Origin of the sequence: Longitalea arenae (assembly GCF_016924755.1) — a bacterium.
Taxonomy (GTDB): Bacteria; Bacteroidota; Bacteroidia; order Chitinophagales; family Chitinophagaceae; genus Niastella; species Niastella arenae.
On the sequence record NZ_JAFFJX010000016.1, the window covers coordinates 41,794 to 58,664 of the forward strand.

Here is a 16,871-nt window from a genome sequence, read left to right on the forward strand (position 1 = left end):
GTTCTGTTTATACTTTGACCTTCTTCCATTTACCCTTTTTGAAAAGAATGATACCGGCAATGGAGATCCCCGTTTCAGCCAGTACAATGGCAATGAACACGCCATTGGGCCCCAGCTTAAAGACCAGGGCCAGCAGCAATGCCAGCGGCACCTGAAATAACCAGAATCCGAAGATATTGATAAGCGTAGGCGTTTTCGTATCGCCCGCACCATTGAAGGCATTGGTAACGACCATACCTATGCCATAAAAGATATAGCCGAGGCTTACGATCCGTAAAGCGGTTACTGCATATGATTCTACCGTAACGTCCTTATTCATGAAAGCTACAATAGGCTGCGCAAACAGCAGGAAGATCAGCGTTACAAAGATCATGAAGATGGTATTATACCGCGCTGTGCGCCAAACCGACTGTTCGGCCCTTTCGGGTTGCTGCGCGCCGAGGTTTTGACCTACCAGCGTGGCAGCTGCATTGCTCATACCCCAGGCGGGCAGCAAAAAGAACATGATCAGCCGGATGGCCACGCCATAACCTGCTACAGCCGGATCGCCAAACTCCGTCATAATACGGGCAAGCACCATCCAGCTGGCAGATGCGATCAGGAACTGGGCGGTACCCGTCCAGGCAATGTTCGAAATAGATCTAATGATGGGCCAGTCGGGTACAAAGTCCTTTAACCTGATCTTGATAATGCGCTTGCCACTGAATAAATGAGAGATCTGGTACAGCACACCGATACCGCGGCCAATGGTGGTGGCCAGGGCGGCGCCGGTAATACCGAATGCGGGAATAGGCCCGGCTCCGTAAATCAATACCGGGCATAGAATGATATTACAAATATTGGCGATCCATAAAGAGCGCATCGCAATGGAGGCATCACCAGCTCCTCTGAAAATACCGTTGATGAGGAAAAGCATCATGATAACTACACTACCGCCATAAATGATCCGTGTATAGTTAGTGCCTATTCGAACGGTTTCAGGAGATGCGCCCATAAGTTTCAAAATTTCCGGCGCAAATACAACGCCTGCAACGCTGATAACGGCTGTAACGAACAGCGCTACCAATAAGGCCTGGATCCCGGCTTTGGAAGCTGCTTCGGGATTCTTTTCGCCAATCCGGCGTGCAACGGTGGCCGTTGCAGCCATGCTTAAACCGATCGCAAGGGAATACACAATGGTGAGCACCGATTCGGTAAGCACCACGGTCGACACGGCTTCATTTTTACCAAGACGGCCTACAAAGAAAATATCCACTACCGCAAAAACCGACTCCATGCACATTTCAAGTATCATGGGTACTGCCAGTAAGAACACGGCACGGCGAATGCTTCCCTGGGTATAGTCCTGCTCCTGCCCTGATAATGCCTGTTTGAATAAGGAAAAAAATGTTTTGATACGCATAGTACCAACGTTAGTTGTTTGGCCTGACATACAGATCCTGTTTAACTGGTAAGACAATAATAATAAGGGGTGCGCAGCAAGCGCTAACAAAAAATGTTACCGGGGAACTGGGTGTTCGTGAAACATACCTGATGCTGCAGCGAACGAAGTCTTAAAGTTTCATATGCTAAAATTGAAGAGCAGCAAAGGTAGACAATGCCATTAACACCCAAAACTTTTTTTGTTTGCAAAAGAACGAGCCATTGATTATGAAGGATGAAAAGGGAATTTTGCCGGCCGAAAAAGGCCACGCGTTATTCTTTTGTAAATTAGACCGATCGGTTTATTTTTGCAGGGTGACAAAAGCCGAAAAAACAAAAGAATTTATTATTGCCAAGGCGGCTCCGCTATTCAATAAGAAGGGTTATGCCGGTACTTCCATGAGCGATATTATGAAGGCCACCGGTTTGGCAAAGGGAGGCCTCTACGGCAATTTTGAAAGCAAGGATGAAATAGCTGCGCTGGCTTTTGAATATTCCTATAAGCAGCTGAAAGAAGATATTGGCCAGAAGGTAAGAGCTAAAAAGACCGGGGTGGAAAAGCTGCTCACCATTTTTCAGTATTATAAAAATTATACGGTGTCGCCTCCTATCGATGGCGGCTGCCCGCTGATGAATACGGCCGTTGATGCCGATGATGCCTATCCTTTTTTGAAGAAGAAAGCCCGGCAGGCTTTACAGGAAATGCTGGGCTCCCTGCAACATTTTTTAAAAATGGGTATCCAGGAAGGATCATTCAGAAGCGATCTGAATGTAAAGAAAGAGGCCGAGCTCATATTTGCCCAAATTGAAGGCGGCATTATGATGGCCAAGGTGCTGGATGATGTAGCGGTACTGAACAGGTTGCTGGATAATCTTAAGACCCGTTTGGAAACGGAATACATGAGCAATTCACCTAAATAAGATCATTAATTAAATACTATGCAACCAAGATCATTTTATACAGTACGTTTCAATGACTGTGATCCTATGGGGCATTTAAACAATGCCCGGTATATCGATTATATGCTGAATGCCCGCGAAGATCACCTGAAGCAGGCATACCAGATCAATTTGCTGGATTATCATAAACAGGGAATTGCCTGGGTAGTGCGCCGCCACGATATCCAATATGTACGCCCGGCTTTCTATAATGAGACCGTATGTATTGAATCACGCCTCATTGAGCTCGGTGATTCGCACGTGCTGGTGGAAATGTTAATGTTCGACGAAAAACAAACTACGCTAAAGGCCATTATGTGGACCAACTTTACCAGTATTGATGTTAAGACCGGCCGGCGGAAAGAGCACCCTGCCGCTTTTATGGATTTTGCGGCTACTGTTAAGGTAGACGATGTGAATATACCTGCAGGCATAAGCGAACGCATCAAAGGCTTAACGCAAAAAGCGGAAGGCTGAATGCCACATGCGCCAAAGACCGAGCCGGTGTAGACCCCAACCACTTCATATCCCACCTTATTGAGAAGCTTCCATGCGTGAGAGCAAAGCAGCCGGTTGCGCCAGCGACCGGCTGCCGCGGCAAAGCGTTTTGATTCCGCAGTCTGCGTTTTGCCATTCTTTCATGCACTATATTTTGCCTTCAACCTGACGTTCAGCTATAACCCTTCGCCTTCAGCCCTCAGCGTTTAAAGACGGTCTGTTAACGAATTACTAATACCATTTCATCGTGCTTTAACCCCTATTGATACCCCATTCTTCTTAGCATTTCTTTAGTAAACTTCCCTGCTTTTGTACCTTCTATTACTACATAAAGCAACACGCTTTATACAAGTAAAAAAAGTAATTAACCTCAAAAACATTTTATATGAAAACGTTCTTTACCCTCACTACCATTGTATTGATCGTAATTGCCAGTGTAGTCAGCTTTTCTTTATATAAAAACGGGCATTATGCATTTTCAGCGTTGTTGGTATTGACCAGTTATTTGTCTGCCGCATTATGGGTATATGTGCTGGCCAGTAAGAAAGTGGTATTGAGATAACATAAAAGCTTCTTTCAGTCATAACATAAGGGTTCCCGGAACTGGTTCTTTAACCGGTTCCTTTTTTTATCTGCCTGCCTTATGTTCCACCTCGTTGCTCAGTTCAGGTTCTGCAGTAATAAACCAGCCCGGTAATTCGGGTTCATGTAGTTTCCAATGTCCGTCTTTATCGCGTGCAAGCGTTGCCGTAATTAACCGGCCGCTGTTGTCAATAACAGAGATATGAAAGTAAATAGCCACCGAGTTGATGCGGGCAAAATGAAACTCCCGCTCCTGCCCGTCTGTACATAAGATCGTAGTTGAAAAATCGGTTTTCATATTCAGCACGTTTTATCCCAATACAAAGGTGCACAATAATCTTTCCAGAGTGATTTTCTGTAGCAACCCATTCACCTAAACCCTGCATTGTAATTGCCAACTGATTGTATACTAGTAATTTATTCAATACATTTTTGTTTTAAGGACTATGATTTACAAGTTCTGTAAGCAGGATCATTTGGTTAATTTTCTCCACTAAATTCATTTCTCGCTGATAGCATTTTCCGGCAACTTTTCTTCTTAAAAAATCGTAAATTAGGTAAGGCGACTATTGGGGATTTTTAAGGCTTGTTCCATTACTACCCATCTGTGATCAACTACCCTTTATTGCATATTCTAATTACTTTTTGCCAAAAGCATGAAGAAGACTGTTATTGGCTGTTTGCTTATGCTGTTGCTGCTTTTTACCGCACGGGCCGATCACATTACCGGCGGTGAAATGAGTTATGTTTTTATGGGCATCAATAACGGTCAATACGTATACCAGGTCACCGCCAGATTATTCATGGATTGTTACAGTAACCGGCGACTGCCGAATCCCGCTTATTTCGGGGTTTTTAACCGCGGAACCGGAAAACATATCCGCGATATTTCGGTACCTATGGTGCGGCAGGATGAGTTATTATTAAACAATGCTGGTCCCTGCATTACCAACCCGCCAAGAGTTTGTTACAACATCGGTATTTACGATTTTACCCTTGCGCTGCCGCCGGTTGCAGAAGGGTATATTATCGCCATACAGGTAGTTTACAGAATACAGGGCATCGATAACCTAAGGCCGGGTTATGGTAATATTGGCGCCACCTATACGGGTGAAATACCGGGTACCGATCCGGTTTCATCAGGCGCGCAAAACCACAGCGCCCGGTTTATTGGCACTGATATGGTGGTGATCTGCGCCAATAACGCATTTTCTTACAGCTTTGCGGCAGAAGACAAGGATGGCGATCAGTTGCGGTACTCCTTCATTAATGCGTACGTAGGCGGCTCCGGTGGCGGCGCCACCAATTTTCCACCGGCACCACCGCCCTATTCCTCGGTGCCTTATGGGGCTTCTTATGGGGCAGATGCGCCATTGGGCAGCAATGTAAAGATCAATGCAAGTACAGGTTTGATCACAGGTGTTGCCCCCGGCGACGGTATTTATGTAGTAACGGTGCAAGTGGAAGAGATCAGGAATGGGATTGTGATCGCCACCCAGCGCAAAGACCTGCAAATACGAATAACTGCCTGTACCATTGCATCGGCCAGTATGCCGCCTGAATACATGTTGTGCGATGATTCAAAAACCATTGCATTGTCTAACATGAGCACGAGTCCGCTCATCACTTCCACCACCTGGGAGCTGATCGATAACAAAGGAAATCCTGTATTTACCTCTGGCAGTCCGGTAACCAGTTTCACATTTCCCGATACCGGAACCTACACGGTGAAACTGGTTATCAATCGCAATCAGCAATGTTCCGATTCAATGGTTTCAGTGGCTTATGTATACCCCGGTTTTAAACCGGATTTTACCGTACATGGTATTTGCTTTACAAAGCCGACGAGCTTTCTGGATGCATCGGTATCCGCTTATGGCCAGGTCAATTCCTGGGACTGGCAGTTTGGCGATGGTACCGACAACGATAACTCACTGGCGCCTTCACCCACTTATACGTATCAATCCATGGGTACTAAAAGCGTGCGGCTGATTGCAACGGATACGAAGGGCTGCCGCGATACCATATTGAAAAATATAAGTATCGTTGACAAGCCGCCCCTGTCGCTGGCATTTAGGGATACGCTGATCTGTACTCCTGATGCAGTTCAACTGCAGGCCAGCGGCAGTGGTTCATTTAGCTGGAGGCCCAACAACGCCATGGTAAACGGAAATACGGCCACACCGTCCGTTGCGCCTGCAACAACTACTACCTATACTGTTCAACTGGATGATAACGGCTGCCTTAACCACGATTCGGTACAGGTGCGGGTGGTTGATCATGTTACCTTGCAGCCAATGGATGATACAACCATCTGCCAAAGCGATACCGTACGCCTCCATGTGCATTCAGATGGGTTGAAGTATAACTGGACACCCGCTAACCAGGTGCTGCATACAAACATGCAAAACCCCCAGGTAGTCACCAGGTTCACTACAAACTACCAGGTAACGGCCAGTATCGGCAGTTGTACCGCCAGCGGTCAGATAGTGGTAACAACGGTTCCCTATCCTGTGGCTGATGCCGGCGCAGATACTACCATTTGTTTTGCCACGCCAGCCAGGTTGCAGGCTGGTACAGAAGCTACCACCTTTGCCTGGTTACCCGAAGCCTCCCTGAGCAGTTTGAATATTCTCAATCCCGTGGCCATGCCGAAAAGCACCACAGCTTATGTGCTTTCAGCCTACGACAACAAGGGTTGTCCAAAACCAGGCTTTGATACCGTTATCGTAAACGTTTTGCCAGATATCAATGCATTTGCAGGAAGAGATACAGCGGTGCTGGTGGGCCAGCTCATGCAGTTCCAGGCAAGCGGGGGAATCAGGTATCAGTGGGCGCCGGCTACCAATTTGTCGAACCCGCAAAGCGCCGACCCCATTGCCACTTACAATAGCCCTTCAAACGGCATTGTGTATAAGGTGCTGGCGTATAACCAGGCGGGTTGTGTAGATTCAGCATTTATAAAGGTGAAAGTCTTTCAGACCATGCCAACGGTTTTCGTGCCCAATGCTTTTACCCCCAACAGGGACGGAAAGAACGATCTGTTACGGCCAATTGCAGTAGGAATGGCGCGCATCGATTATTTCCAGATCTTCAACCGCTGGGGCCAGCTGGTATTCAGAACATCAGGCAACGAACATGGCTGGGACGGAACCATTGCCGGTAAGCAGCAACCCTCCGGCACTTATGTATGGATGGTAAAAGCCGTTGATCATACCGGCGCGCCGTACGTGCAGCGTGGCACCCTGGTATTGGTTCGATAAAACTCAGTTATCGGGCAAGCTGTTTCCAGTCCATAGAAAACACATTGATCAGGCAATTGCACAAGTCACTGATGCGGGTAGGTTTGGTAAGAAAATAATGCGCCCCCAGTTTCATGATCTCCTGCCTGTCTTTTTGATTGGAGCTGGTGGTATAAATGATCAGCGGAACGCCTGAATAGCGTGGAAGCTTTTTGATCTCAACCAAACAATCCTTGCCATTTAATTTTGGCATGTTCAGGTCAAGAAAAATAAAATCTGGCAGGGGAATGCTTTCATCTTTTAGTTGTTTCAAGGCCGCCTCTCCGTTATTGGCGTAAAAACATTTAAAAGGAATCTTCAGGTCCCTCATGGCCTCATTGATAAATAGCTGGTCATCTTCATCATCATCGATAATAAATAGGGTTTTGGTTGTGTCCATGAGGTTGAAATAATAATAAAATTAGCATTTTTCATGACTATTTTCCCTTGCCTAAAATTTTTAATCTAAAGAAAAGTATGCTGTTTTCTACAATACATGCTTTAAATGGGTTCCCGGCATATAAATGCTTCAATTAATTCTATCTCCATTAGTAATCATTGCAGGAAATCTGCGGATTAAAAAGAATTTGTGCCTGAAACATGTATCTTCCCGTTTGCGATATTTCCGCCAAAAACGATCCCAAAGCCAACCAGCGTTAAACCAACGATTCATGAACCAGCTGAAAAAAATCAAAAGCCACCTGTTTATCGGTTTATTACTGATGCCTTTTTGCCTGCATGCACAAACTGAAAAACAAGCATCAAACGGAATGGTACACCGTAATTACTTTGTAAACGCCCTCGTACGCATTGCCGATCCGGTTTTAACATCCCTGAGTAAAAATGAATTGAAAAAGAAAATGCCGGTAGAAGCGAAAACAAACGACCGGAAAAACTTTACATATCTGGAAGCTTTTGGCCGTTTGCTGGCTGGTATGGCTCCCTGGCTGGAACTGGGTCCGGATAGCAGCGCCGAAGGAAAGCTGCGCAAAAAATATCTCGATCTTTCGGTAATAGGCATTCGCAATGCCACCGACCCGGCGGCGCCGGATTATATGAACTTTAATAAAGGCGGCCAGGCGCTGGTAGATGCGGCGTTTTTGTCGCAGGCCCTGCTGCGCGCGCCGAACCAGTTATGGGGCCGGCTCGATGCAAAAACCAGAAAAAATGTACTGGAAGCGCTCAAGTCTTCGCGGGTGATCACACCCGGCCATAGTAACTGGCTTTTTTTCAGCGCCATGGTAGAAGCTGCTCTGCTGCAATTTGAAGGCAATGGCGATAAAATGCGCATCGATTATGCCATACAGCAACATTTGCAATGGTATAAAGGCGACGGGGCCTATGGCGATGGTGCCCATTTTCATTGGGATTATTATAACAGCTTTGTCATTCAACCCATGTTCCTGGAAGTCTTGCAAACCCTTATCAACAGTGGACAAAAAGAGCAGAAAACCTATGCGCTGGCATTAGAGCGGGCCCGCCGCTATGCGGGTGTGCAGGAACGTCTGATCTCGCCCGAAGGTACATACCCGCCCATTGGACGTTCACTGGCCTATCGTTTTGGCGCTTTTCAGCATTTAGCGAAGATCGCCCTGATGGGCCAGTTACCAAAAGACATATTGCCGCAACAGGTAAGGTGCGCTTTGTATGAGGTAGTAAAAAAGCAAATTGAGGCGCCTGGCACCTTCGACAAAGAAGGCTGGTTACAAATAGGCCTGGTGGGTCATCAGCCGGGGGTAGGCGAAGCGTACATTTCAACGGGCAGCCTGTATTTATGTGCACAGGTGTTTCTCATCCTCGGTTTGCCAGCAACCGATCCATTCTGGCAAAATGCCGATGCTGACTGGACTGCCAAAAAGGCCTGGAAGGGAGACGCCATTCCCATTGACCATGCTATAGAGAACTAATAAGCCCCTGTACCTGCAAACCCTTAGTCACGGTTATTTAACACCCTTTTTCTGCCCTATACCTCCCTGAATCGGGTAATTCAGCACTGATTGGTTCATTATTTGCCATTAAAAACCGATTTGAAAAATTATTAAAGGGTTGTTAAAGCAGCCGATAGTACCCAGCCAAATATTATAAAAATCCGTTAGTATAATTTGGAGGCCCATTAAATGCGAAGAAAAGTTCTAATCAGCTCAGCAATTTCCGGCTTAATTCTATTTGCCGCCTGTCGTAAGAATGCAGACGTTTCTGGCGATCCATCCATAACGAATTGTGTGGTGCAGCAAAGCGCCTCAAACGGCAGGCTGATCCCTGATCAGTACATTGTAGCCTACCGGCCCGAATTCTTTGACCGCCTGACGACAACAGCCCGTGCAGCGGATATCACCAGTACCTTGTTAAAGGCTAAAGGTATCAGCAGCACCGCTTTACAAAAGACCTTTACAGGTGCTACCGGCGGTTTTATTGCCCGGTTATCAGCTGATGAGGTACAACGGTTAAAACAGGACGCCACTGTTGGGATGATTGAACAGGACCGCATTATTGCTTATGGATCCTGCTTTGAGGTGGTGGAGCCCCGGTTAATTACCTGGAATGTAGCACGCGTTGGTTATGGCGATGGAACCGGTAAGACCGCCTGGATCATTGATTCGGGGATCGACTTTACGCATCCTGATCTGAACGCCGATGCTACCCGCAGTAAATCTTTTATCAATGGTGTAACATCTGCAGCCGATGAAAATGGCCATGGCACCCATGTAGCCGGCATCATCGGTGCAAAGAATAATACAATAGGTATGCTGGGAGTTGCTTCCGGCGCCAGCCTGGTTGCTTTACGGGTATTTGATAAAAATGGTGAAGGAACATTGGGATCCATCATTCAGGCCCTGGCCTATATTAATCAAAATGCCAAAGCAGGCGATGTAGTGAATATGAGCCTTGGCGAAGATGAAGTGTCTTCCATTCTGGACCAGCAGGTGAAAAATACCGCGGCTAAAGGAATCTATTTTGCCATCGCGTCTGGAAATGACGGCAAGCCGGCGGTTGATTTCTCACCCGGCAGAGCCAATGCGCCGAATATCTATACCGTGTCTGCTGTTGACAGCCTCGATAATTTTGCTTCATTCTCCAATTACGGAAACAATGTAGTGGATTTTGCAGCCCCCGGCGTGCGCATTCCATCTACCTATCTCAACGGAAAATATGCCATTTTAACCGGCACGTCGATGGCAGCGCCCCATGTTGCCGGATTATTATTACTCAAAGGAAATGCAATAGTTACCTCCGGCTTTGCGAAGAATGACCCCGACGGTACAGCCGATCCTATTGCCCATAAATAATTGCTTGCTACCTGTTTATAAGCATATTGGGGAAATAGTTGCCCAAGAAAGCTGGTTTTAAATTTCGATGGATGATGCATCCATGAAATTGAAACAGAAACAGCCCCGCAGATATGTGGTTTCCCGGAAGCTGGATGCATTCTTTTTTGATGTGTATGCTTTCGGGCAGTTTATCGCACGCTTTTTCAGAAATCTTTTCTTACCTCCTTACGAATTCAAAGAAGTTGTACACCAGTGTTATATGGTAGGCGTGAAGTCTTTACCGCTTATAACACTCACCGGCTTCATAACCGGCATTGTATTTACCAAACAAAGCCGGCCATCCTTATCGGAATTCGGCGCCACATCGTGGTTGCCCTCGCTGGTGGCCATTGCTATCATCAGGGCATTGGCGCCCCTCGTGACCGGCCTCATCACTGCCGGTAAAGTAGGATCGAATATTGGTGCAGAACTCGGTTCCATGAAAGTAACCGAACAGATCGATGCCATGGAAGTATCGGCAACGAATCCCTTTAAATTCCTGGTAGTTACAAGGGTGATAGCCACCACCTGTATGGTGCCGTTATTGATGTTGTATATGGCGCTGGTCGCTTTGCTGGGTGCTTTTGTAAATGTGCACGCCAATGAGCAAACGAGCTTTATATTATTTATCGAGAACGGATTTCAGAGCATTAATTTCCTGGACCTCTTTTCATCGGTCTTAAAATCAGTTGTCTTTGGCTTTACGATCGGCATTGTGAGTTGTTACCAGGGCTACACTACCACGCAGGGAACACAAGGCGTAGGCCGTGCAGCCAATACTTCCGTAGTGCTGGCCATGTTCCTCATCTTTATTGAAGAAATAATCATTGTACAGGTTGTTAACTGGTTTAGAATTACCTGATGGCAAAAAGTAATACACATATTATCGATAGAACAAAACGGGTCATCTCCATCCGCGGCCTGCACAAATCATTTGGAACCAATCATGTATTGCGCGGTATCGACCTGGATATTTTTCAGGGGGAAAACGTTGTAGTGCTGGGACGCTCAGGAACAGGTAAATCGGTGTTGATAAAAATCATAGCGGGACTGTTAAAGCCCGACAGCGGTTCTGTAAACGTATTAGGGAACGATGTGGAACGTATCAGCTACAGGGAGCTGGAAAAGCTTCGCCTGCGCATTGGGTTTTCTTTTCAAAGCAGTGCCTTATACGATAGTATGACCGTACGGGAGAACCTGGAATTTCCCCTGCTGCGCAATTCGAAACATTTGAGCACCCAACAGGTAAGGCAGGCGGTAGAAAAAGCGCTTGATGCAGTGGGCCTGTCACAAACGATCAACCAATGGCCAGGTGAACTCTCTGGCGGGCAAAGAAAGCGTATTGGTATTGCTCGAACCCTGATCATGCAACCGGCGATCATGCTGTACGATGAACCTACCGCCGGCCTCGATCCCATTACCAGCATGGAAATAAACGACCTCATCAATGAAGTGCAGGAGCGGTTTAACACCAGTTCTATCATTATTACGCATGACCTCACCTGCGCCAAGTCAACCGGCGACCGGGTAGCGGTTCTGCTCGACGGCCGTTTTGTAAAACAAGGATCATTCGAAGAAGTATTCACCAGTGGCGATGAACGTATAAAAAGTTTTTACGATTACAATTTTATTACATGAACTGTATCACCAAAAATATTTTCTGATGAGCACGGAAAAAAACAAACGAACAGTGATCGTAGGCCTGTTTGTAACCATTGGCCTGCTTATATTGCTGGTTGGCATTTTTACTTTAGGCGGACAGCAAAAAACATTTGCCCGGTCTATTACAGTACAAGCCGATTTTGACAATGTTAACGGATTGCAAAAGGGTGACAACGTTTGGTTTTCAGGCGTTAAAGTAGGTATTGTAAAGTCCATAGAGATCAGCGGCAATTCGCTCATAAAAGTGACCATGCACATTGAAAGAAAAGCCCAGGAGTTCATCCGCAAAGATGCCAAAGCAAAAGTGGGAGCCGAAGGCTTTATTGGTAACAAACTGGTGGTCATTTACGGGGGAACGCCACAAGCCGGTGCTATTGAAGGCGGCGAACATCTGCAGGTTGAAAAGTCCCTCAGTACCGAAGATATGATGGCCACCCTGCAAAAGAACAATGAGAACCTAGTTGCCATTACAAGCGATTTTAAAACAGTGAGTAACCGGCTGGTGAACGGTGAAGGAACGGCAGGTGCGTTGTTAACGGATGAGTCCTTGTACAAAAGCCTGGCAAGTACAGCCAGTAACTTACAATTGGCAGCCAGGAACAGCCAGCTGCTGAGCAGCCGTATTGCGGAATATAGCGCCCAGTTGGAGAAACCCGGGAGCCTGGCAAACGGGTTAGTGAATGACACGATGATCATGACCAATTTACAGGCGGCGGTAAAGCAGATCAACGATGCGGCCAATGCGGCGAACGCATTTACTGCCAATTTAAAAACAGTAAGTGATAACCTGCATAGCAGCGATAATACCCTGGGTTTATTATTAAACGACCAAAAAACGGCGGAAAATATGAAAAGCATTCTCGAAAATCTCAATTCGGGAAGCCGTAAGCTCGATGAAGACCTGGAAGCATTGCAGCATAATTTTTTATTCCGGGGTTATTTCAGAAAAAAGGCCCGCCAGGAGGAAAAAGCCCGCAGGGAGGCTGAAAAGAACAAATAGCCCTGCGCTATTCCCGGCTATCAACATCGATCCATATAACTGTTAAAGTTTACTTAATGGCTCGATTTGGCAAACCGCTTGCGCCCATTGCTGTTATATAGGGGTAACGTAATTCATTAATCAATACCAAAGAGAAATTAATGCCTAAATCCAACTATCCCAGGTTAAAATTCTTGATCTTCCCGCTATTACTACTCGTAGTAATAAGTTTCATTTTTGCCGCACCATCACGTGCTTTAAACAACCAAAAAGCGGATATAGCTATTCCGGTGAAGGATTCAGCTAGTGTTGATACCCGCAAGTCGGTGAACCGCTACAGTTATTTGTACCAGCAGATGAGTCTCGACAGTCTGGGGCTGTCGCAGGAAGCATTTGACTATGGCGTACAGGGTTTTTCGGACCTTGTTGCTGCAGGCGCGGTAAAGAACAGTAATATCCTTACGATTGTCGATTTCAGTTTGCCTTCTTCGAAAAAGAGATTATTCATAATTGATGTTGCTACGGGCAAATTGCTGTTCAATACATTTGTATCGCATGGCAGAAACTCGGGAAAAGACATGGCCACTGAATTCTCGAACGAGCTTAACAGTTTTAAGAGTAGCCTGGGCTTTTATGTAACCGGAAACACGTATTCAGGCGAACATGGTTACTCCCTTCGGCTGCAAGGCCAGGAAGCAGGCATCAACGACAATGCCTATAATAGAAGCATCGTTATGCATGCTGCCAATTATGTGAATGAAAAGGTGATAAAAGTAAAAGGATTTATCGGACGCAGCCTGGGTTGCCCTGCTGTGCCGCCATCATTACATAAAGCTATTATCAACACGATAAAAGACGGCACTTGTTTATTTATGTACAGTCCCGACAAGTTTTACATTTCTCATTCCAAGATGATCAATCAACCGGTGTTACAGGACACGGTGATACAAGATACAGTGGGATAGTGATCATATAGATCGCTTGTTAAAAAGGATTGACGGCAAACGTCAATCCTTTTTGGTTTTTCAGCCAGCGTATGATCTACTGGTAAATGGCTTAATTGCGCATCGGCGGACAGTCAAGCGAATTTTTTCTTCCCAACGTGTATATAATGCCGATGGAATAGTTAGAGTAGTAGTCGTTCCTATCCGGATTGGAAGCCTTGCTGAACCCATCGATATAATCGTTGAAAGTTATGCGGTAAGACGCTTCTGCCATCACCGACAGCTTGTTTGAAATGGGGTACCTTACGCCTAACCCCATCGGGATAACGGGAATGGTACCAGGCAAGGTATGCAAGGTGTCAATCGCTAGCCCTTCCAGGAAGTCGGGGTCATTGGCAAAATAATCGTAATTGACACGGCTCCAGTCGCGTTTAATGCGCAAAGAGCTCAGTCCAGCGCCACCAAAAATATAAGGGGAAAGCGTTTTTCTATCGCTGTAGTTATTACCTAAAATATTCCAAACCAAAAGGGCTGCAATCTCGGTATTGCGGGCAGTGAATCGTAAACTGCGTTCTTTACGCCATTCCGGATCATCGTAGTTGGCCTCATTGGCTGTCAGCTTTCCATGCGCCAGGTTGGCCCTGATAGAAAATGACCGGGTAAGTATTCGATTATAGAACAGATTGAAGGCAAAACCGGGCGATTTAAAGGCGCCTGCTGCTTCGGGCGTTAGATCGCCCTGGTAAACGAAAATGCCTGCACCAAAGCCTAATTCATGTTTAGGAAGATCTGGCTGTGCGTATGCGGCACTGAAAAAACTGCAAAATGTTATAGAAATTGCAATGGCCTTTGCGGACTTCACTTTCATGTAATGGATGTTTGGTCGCGTAGAAAGGGGCCATCAATGTTTTTTTGGTTATTGCTGTAATGTTGTAAGACGAAGATTATGCCTGAAAGTTTAATGACAACAAATTTTAGTAAATATTTTTGAATTATATGGGCATAAAAAAGCCCTGTAAAAACAGGGCCTGCACTTTAAAAGTAACACCCATGAAAAACTCGTTACAATAATCTCTTTATACAACATTGGACGAGCTTTTGCCTGCAACATTGCGCCTGTTTGCACATATTTAACAATCTTACCGGTATGCTTCACCGATCTAATTGTTGGGTGCCCCGGCATCGATCCAACAGGTAATAAGGGCCTTTTGGGCAGCGGAAAAACTCGCATCCTGAGGCATGGAGCCATTGGCTACAGAAGTGCGGATGCGTGCCCTTGCATTAAAGATCTGGGTGTAATCGGTAAGTGGGCCCGGACCGTTGGAAGTTCCTGCAGCATGACAATCGGGTTTTGCGCAGCTGGAGGCGATCAAAGGCTTTACATGGCCTGAGAACGAAGTGGTAACAGTGCTGCAATCAACAGTCGAGGAATCGCCGTTTTTACTGTCTTTTGTACACGAATTAGCCAGTGCTATGAAAACTATGAAACAGGCCGTCAGACTAAGAATTTTCTTCATACAGGCGTTTTATTGGATTAATGATTCGGTTTCTTATCTTCTGTTACGATACTACAAATAAAAAGGTTGCCGGATCAGCGTGTTGTACTATCGAAAAGAAGCCTGGCAAAATGCTAAACTATACTACGGCACTGTATAAACAAAATTGCACTTACAGCTTACGCTGAAAACAGCAATTAGTAAGATTAATGCGGATAGGCGGAACTGGTACATGCCCGCAAATCTTATCGATGAATTATATGTAACTATCACTATGCTCAGTACAATATCACAAAAGTGCTTTGCGGTATTGAATGGACCTGACCTTAGCAACAGATACAATATAAGTGTGATGTGTGCCGGCTGGCCTGCAATTGAAAGGACCGGGCCTGATAAAGTGAGAAGGGTTAACAGATTGACAGGGGCTGTGCGGGTTATTTAGTTGATTACGTTTAGTTTATAAGGTTGAGAATTGTGGCTACATACTGCTCACCCGCGAATTATGTAAGCTTTGATGGAAATTTTATAAATCCCATTCCAAAAAAACGCTATACTTTTACAGCGTTATGAAAAAGTTCCTGGTATTCATATTCGCCCTCTTTTACCTTGGCACCTCGGTAGGCGCTACGGTAAACCTGCATTATTGCATGGGGCGGCTGGTAAACTGGGACCTTTCCATAAAAGAATCACATACCTGTGACAAATGCGGCATGGAAAAGGTGAAAACCAAAAAGAACGGCTGCTGCGAAGACAAATACCATGTGTTACAGGTAGAGAAAGACCAAAAAGGGGAGAACCGCTACCAGGCCGGAGCCCCTGTTGAAATTCCGCTTATTACCTCATATCCTTCTTTTATAACGCCGGTGGCCGCTTCTGTTACTGAAGAACATCCGGTATCCAATGCGCCGCCACGAAGCGGGGTGCCCCTCCGGATCCGTTATTGCATTTTCCGTATTTGATCTGTTTTCTTCCTCATGCCTGACAACCTGTTGGGCCGCTGGCATTATTTACAGCAATGCCTGCACATATCTTCCTTCTAAAATTTAATAGTGTATTTGAAAAAGCCTGGTTGCTGATCCAGCCTGCTTTTTCTGGTATTGTTTATAATATTCATCACTTCAAAAACGAATCAAATGAAACAGCTTTTTTTCGGGTTGTTGACAACTTTCTCAGTAATCGTATATTCCTGCGGTGACAATACCTCTACGGAACAAACCCAAACGCAAAAGGATGAGCATGCTTCATCTGGTCATGCTGCCACGGAAGAGAACGCTGAAATAAAAGTAGTGAAGGCTTCCTTTAGCAATGTAGATGCCGGTGTTGCCAGCTACATGAAAAAGATCACTGATCACTATCTGCAAATAAAGAACGCGCTCACCAATGGAAAGGCAAGTGAAGCCGGTGATGCTGCTAAAAATATGCTGGAAGCTATGAAGGGCTTTGATAAATCGCTGTTAGCGGCCGATCAGAAAAAAGTGTACGATCAGCATGAGGCCGGCATGAAGGAACACGCAGAACATATTTCAAAAAGCACCAATGATCTTGAACACCAGCGCGAACGCTTTTCTCTCTTAAGCGAAAATATGTATGCCCTGGTAAAAGCTTTTGGCGGGGGAAAAACCCTGTATCATGATCATTGTCCGATGGCAAAAGATGGCAAAGGCGCTATGTGGTTAAGCGAAACCAGGGAAGTCAGGAACCCCTACTTTGGTGATAAGATGATGGAATGCGGTAGTGTGGAAGAAGAGATTCAATAAACA

At 45.8% G+C, this 16,871-nt stretch carries 17 protein-coding genes; 12 read left to right on the forward strand and 5 right to left on the reverse strand.

The features are described 5' to 3' along the window. Positions 1 to 7: 7 nt before the first annotated feature. Entirely contained in the window at positions 8 to 1,432 is a 1,425-nt protein-coding gene (locus tag JT717_RS23470; RefSeq protein WP_205513477.1) for an MATE family efflux transporter, read from the reverse strand. A gap of 194 nt (positions 1,433 to 1,626) precedes the next feature. Here JT717_RS23470 and JT717_RS23475 point away from each other — a divergent pair, with 194 nt between their 5' ends. The 3 genes from JT717_RS23475 to JT717_RS23485 all read left to right on the forward strand — a co-directional run bounded on the left by JT717_RS23475 (position 1,627) and on the right by JT717_RS23485 (position 3,421). After that, the gene (locus JT717_RS23475) at positions 1,627 to 2,343 is read left to right on the forward strand and encodes a TetR/AcrR family transcriptional regulator (protein WP_205513478.1); all 717 of its coding nucleotides are present in this window, start codon (positions 1,627 to 1,629) and stop codon (positions 2,341 to 2,343) included. A gap of 18 nt (positions 2,344 to 2,361) precedes the next feature. Next, entirely contained in the window at positions 2,362 to 2,838 is a 477-nt protein-coding gene (locus tag JT717_RS23480) for an acyl-CoA thioesterase (protein ID WP_205513479.1), read from the forward strand. A 406-nt stretch (positions 2,839 to 3,244) separates the two neighbouring features. Further along, positions 3,245 to 3,421, forward strand: coding sequence for a hypothetical protein (locus JT717_RS23485; protein ID WP_205513480.1), 177 nt, complete (start codon positions 3,245 to 3,247; stop codon positions 3,419 to 3,421). A 66-nt stretch (positions 3,422 to 3,487) separates the two neighbouring features. On the opposite strand, the gene JT717_RS23490 is transcribed toward JT717_RS23485, so the two are convergent. Next, complete coding sequence (locus JT717_RS23490) at positions 3,488 to 3,739, reverse strand: hypothetical protein (RefSeq protein WP_205513481.1); 252 nt, start codon at positions 3,737 to 3,739, stop codon at positions 3,488 to 3,490. 358 nt (positions 3,740 to 4,097) lie between these two features. Here JT717_RS23490 and JT717_RS23495 point away from each other — a divergent pair, with 358 nt between their 5' ends. Further along, positions 4,098 to 6,704 (forward strand): T9SS type B sorting domain-containing protein, encoded by a 2,607-nt coding sequence (locus JT717_RS23495; protein ID WP_205513482.1) that lies wholly within the window; start codon positions 4,098 to 4,100, stop codon positions 6,702 to 6,704. A gap of 7 nt (positions 6,705 to 6,711) precedes the next feature. Here the strand turns inward: JT717_RS23495 and JT717_RS23500 are convergent, their stop codons facing one another. Further along, entirely contained in the window at positions 6,712 to 7,122 is a 411-nt protein-coding gene (locus tag JT717_RS23500; protein ID WP_205513483.1) for a response regulator, read from the reverse strand. Positions 7,123 to 7,393: 271 nt separating this feature from the next. On the opposite strand from JT717_RS23500, the gene JT717_RS23505 reads away from it, so the two are divergent. From JT717_RS23505 to JT717_RS23530, 6 genes are all read left to right on the forward strand, one after another. Beyond that, positions 7,394 to 8,629 carry a DUF2264 domain-containing protein gene (locus JT717_RS23505; protein WP_205513484.1) on the forward strand — a complete coding sequence of 412 codons (1,236 nt, stop codon included), beginning with the start codon at positions 7,394 to 7,396 and terminating at the stop codon, positions 8,627 to 8,629. Positions 8,630 to 8,839: 210 nt separating this feature from the next. Then, positions 8,840 to 10,009, forward strand: coding sequence for a S8 family serine peptidase (locus JT717_RS23510; RefSeq protein ID WP_205513485.1), 1,170 nt, complete (start codon positions 8,840 to 8,842; stop codon positions 10,007 to 10,009). A gap of 82 nt (positions 10,010 to 10,091) precedes the next feature. Continuing rightward, positions 10,092 to 10,892, forward strand: a complete 801-nt coding sequence (locus JT717_RS23515; protein ID WP_205513486.1) for an MlaE family ABC transporter permease — start codon at positions 10,092 to 10,094, stop codon at positions 10,890 to 10,892. Further along, complete coding sequence (locus JT717_RS23520) at positions 10,892 to 11,668, forward strand: ABC transporter ATP-binding protein (protein ID WP_205513487.1); 777 nt, start codon at positions 10,892 to 10,894, stop codon at positions 11,666 to 11,668. The genes JT717_RS23515 and JT717_RS23520 overlap by 1 nt, the downstream gene beginning before the upstream one ends. Positions 11,669 to 11,693: 25 nt before the next feature. Continuing rightward, the gene (locus tag JT717_RS23525) at positions 11,694 to 12,692 is read left to right on the forward strand and encodes an MlaD family protein (RefSeq protein ID WP_205513488.1); all 999 of its coding nucleotides are present in this window, start codon (positions 11,694 to 11,696) and stop codon (positions 12,690 to 12,692) included. 140 nt (positions 12,693 to 12,832) lie between these two features. Then, positions 12,833 to 13,636 carry a murein L,D-transpeptidase catalytic domain family protein gene (locus JT717_RS23530; RefSeq protein WP_205513489.1) on the forward strand — a complete coding sequence of 268 codons (804 nt, stop codon included), beginning with the start codon at positions 12,833 to 12,835 and terminating at the stop codon, positions 13,634 to 13,636. A gap of 91 nt (positions 13,637 to 13,727) precedes the next feature. Here the strand turns inward: JT717_RS23530 and JT717_RS23535 are convergent, their stop codons facing one another. Continuing rightward, positions 13,728 to 14,483, reverse strand: coding sequence for a DUF6089 family protein (locus JT717_RS23535; RefSeq protein WP_205513490.1), 756 nt, complete (start codon positions 14,481 to 14,483; stop codon positions 13,728 to 13,730). A gap of 292 nt (positions 14,484 to 14,775) precedes the next feature. Further along, the gene (locus JT717_RS23540; RefSeq protein ID WP_205513491.1) at positions 14,776 to 15,132 is read right to left on the reverse strand and encodes a hypothetical protein; all 357 of its coding nucleotides are present in this window, start codon (positions 15,130 to 15,132) and stop codon (positions 14,776 to 14,778) included. Positions 15,133 to 15,677: 545 nt separating this feature from the next. Between JT717_RS23540 and JT717_RS23545 the strand changes: the two genes are divergently transcribed. Together JT717_RS23545 and JT717_RS23550 are read left to right on the forward strand one after the other, a co-directional pair. Continuing rightward, on the forward strand, positions 15,678 to 16,070 hold the full coding sequence (locus JT717_RS23545) for an HYC_CC_PP family protein (protein ID WP_205513492.1): 393 nt from the start codon (positions 15,678 to 15,680) through the stop codon (positions 16,068 to 16,070). Between the two features lie 174 nt (positions 16,071 to 16,244). After that, the gene (locus JT717_RS23550) at positions 16,245 to 16,868 is read left to right on the forward strand and encodes a DUF3347 domain-containing protein (RefSeq protein ID WP_205513493.1); all 624 of its coding nucleotides are present in this window, start codon (positions 16,245 to 16,247) and stop codon (positions 16,866 to 16,868) included. Positions 16,869 to 16,871 lie beyond the last annotated feature (3 nt).

Excerpts from the sequence above, each read along its gene's own strand:
- JT717_RS23515 (WP_205513486.1), top strand. The coding sequence starts at position 10,092 with ATGAAATTGAAACAGAAACAGCCCCGCAGATATGTGGTTTCCCGGAAG.
- JT717_RS23485 (WP_205513480.1), top strand. The coding sequence starts at position 3,245 with ATGAAAACGTTCTTTACCCTCACTACCATTGTATTGATCGTAATTGCC.
- JT717_RS23490 (WP_205513481.1), bottom strand. The coding sequence starts at position 3,739 with ATGAAAACCGATTTTTCAACTACGATCTTATGTACAGACGGGCAGGAG.
- JT717_RS23520 (WP_205513487.1), top strand. The coding sequence starts at position 10,892 with ATGGCAAAAAGTAATACACATATTATCGATAGAACAAAACGGGTCATC.
- JT717_RS23530 (WP_205513489.1), top strand. The coding sequence starts at position 12,833 with ATGCCTAAATCCAACTATCCCAGGTTAAAATTCTTGATCTTCCCGCTA.
- JT717_RS23505 (WP_205513484.1), top strand. The coding sequence starts at position 7,394 with ATGAACCAGCTGAAAAAAATCAAAAGCCACCTGTTTATCGGTTTATTA.
- JT717_RS23525 (WP_205513488.1), top strand. The coding sequence starts at position 11,694 with ATGAGCACGGAAAAAAACAAACGAACAGTGATCGTAGGCCTGTTTGTA.
- JT717_RS23510 (WP_205513485.1), top strand. The coding sequence starts at position 8,840 with ATGCGAAGAAAAGTTCTAATCAGCTCAGCAATTTCCGGCTTAATTCTA.
- JT717_RS23495 (WP_205513482.1), top strand. The coding sequence starts at position 4,098 with ATGAAGAAGACTGTTATTGGCTGTTTGCTTATGCTGTTGCTGCTTTTT.
- JT717_RS23550 (WP_205513493.1), top strand. The coding sequence starts at position 16,245 with ATGAAACAGCTTTTTTTCGGGTTGTTGACAACTTTCTCAGTAATCGTA.
- JT717_RS23545 (WP_205513492.1), top strand. The coding sequence starts at position 15,678 with ATGAAAAAGTTCCTGGTATTCATATTCGCCCTCTTTTACCTTGGCACC.
- JT717_RS23500 (WP_205513483.1), bottom strand. The coding sequence starts at position 7,122 with ATGGACACAACCAAAACCCTATTTATTATCGATGATGATGAAGATGAC.
- JT717_RS23470 (WP_205513477.1), bottom strand. The coding sequence starts at position 1,432 with ATGTCAGGCCAAACAACTAACGTTGGTACTATGCGTATCAAAACATTT.
- JT717_RS23535 (WP_205513490.1), bottom strand. The coding sequence starts at position 14,483 with ATGAAAGTGAAGTCCGCAAAGGCCATTGCAATTTCTATAACATTTTGC.
- JT717_RS23540 (WP_205513491.1), bottom strand. The coding sequence starts at position 15,132 with ATGAAGAAAATTCTTAGTCTGACGGCCTGTTTCATAGTTTTCATAGCA.
- JT717_RS23480 (WP_205513479.1), top strand. The coding sequence starts at position 2,362 with ATGCAACCAAGATCATTTTATACAGTACGTTTCAATGACTGTGATCCT.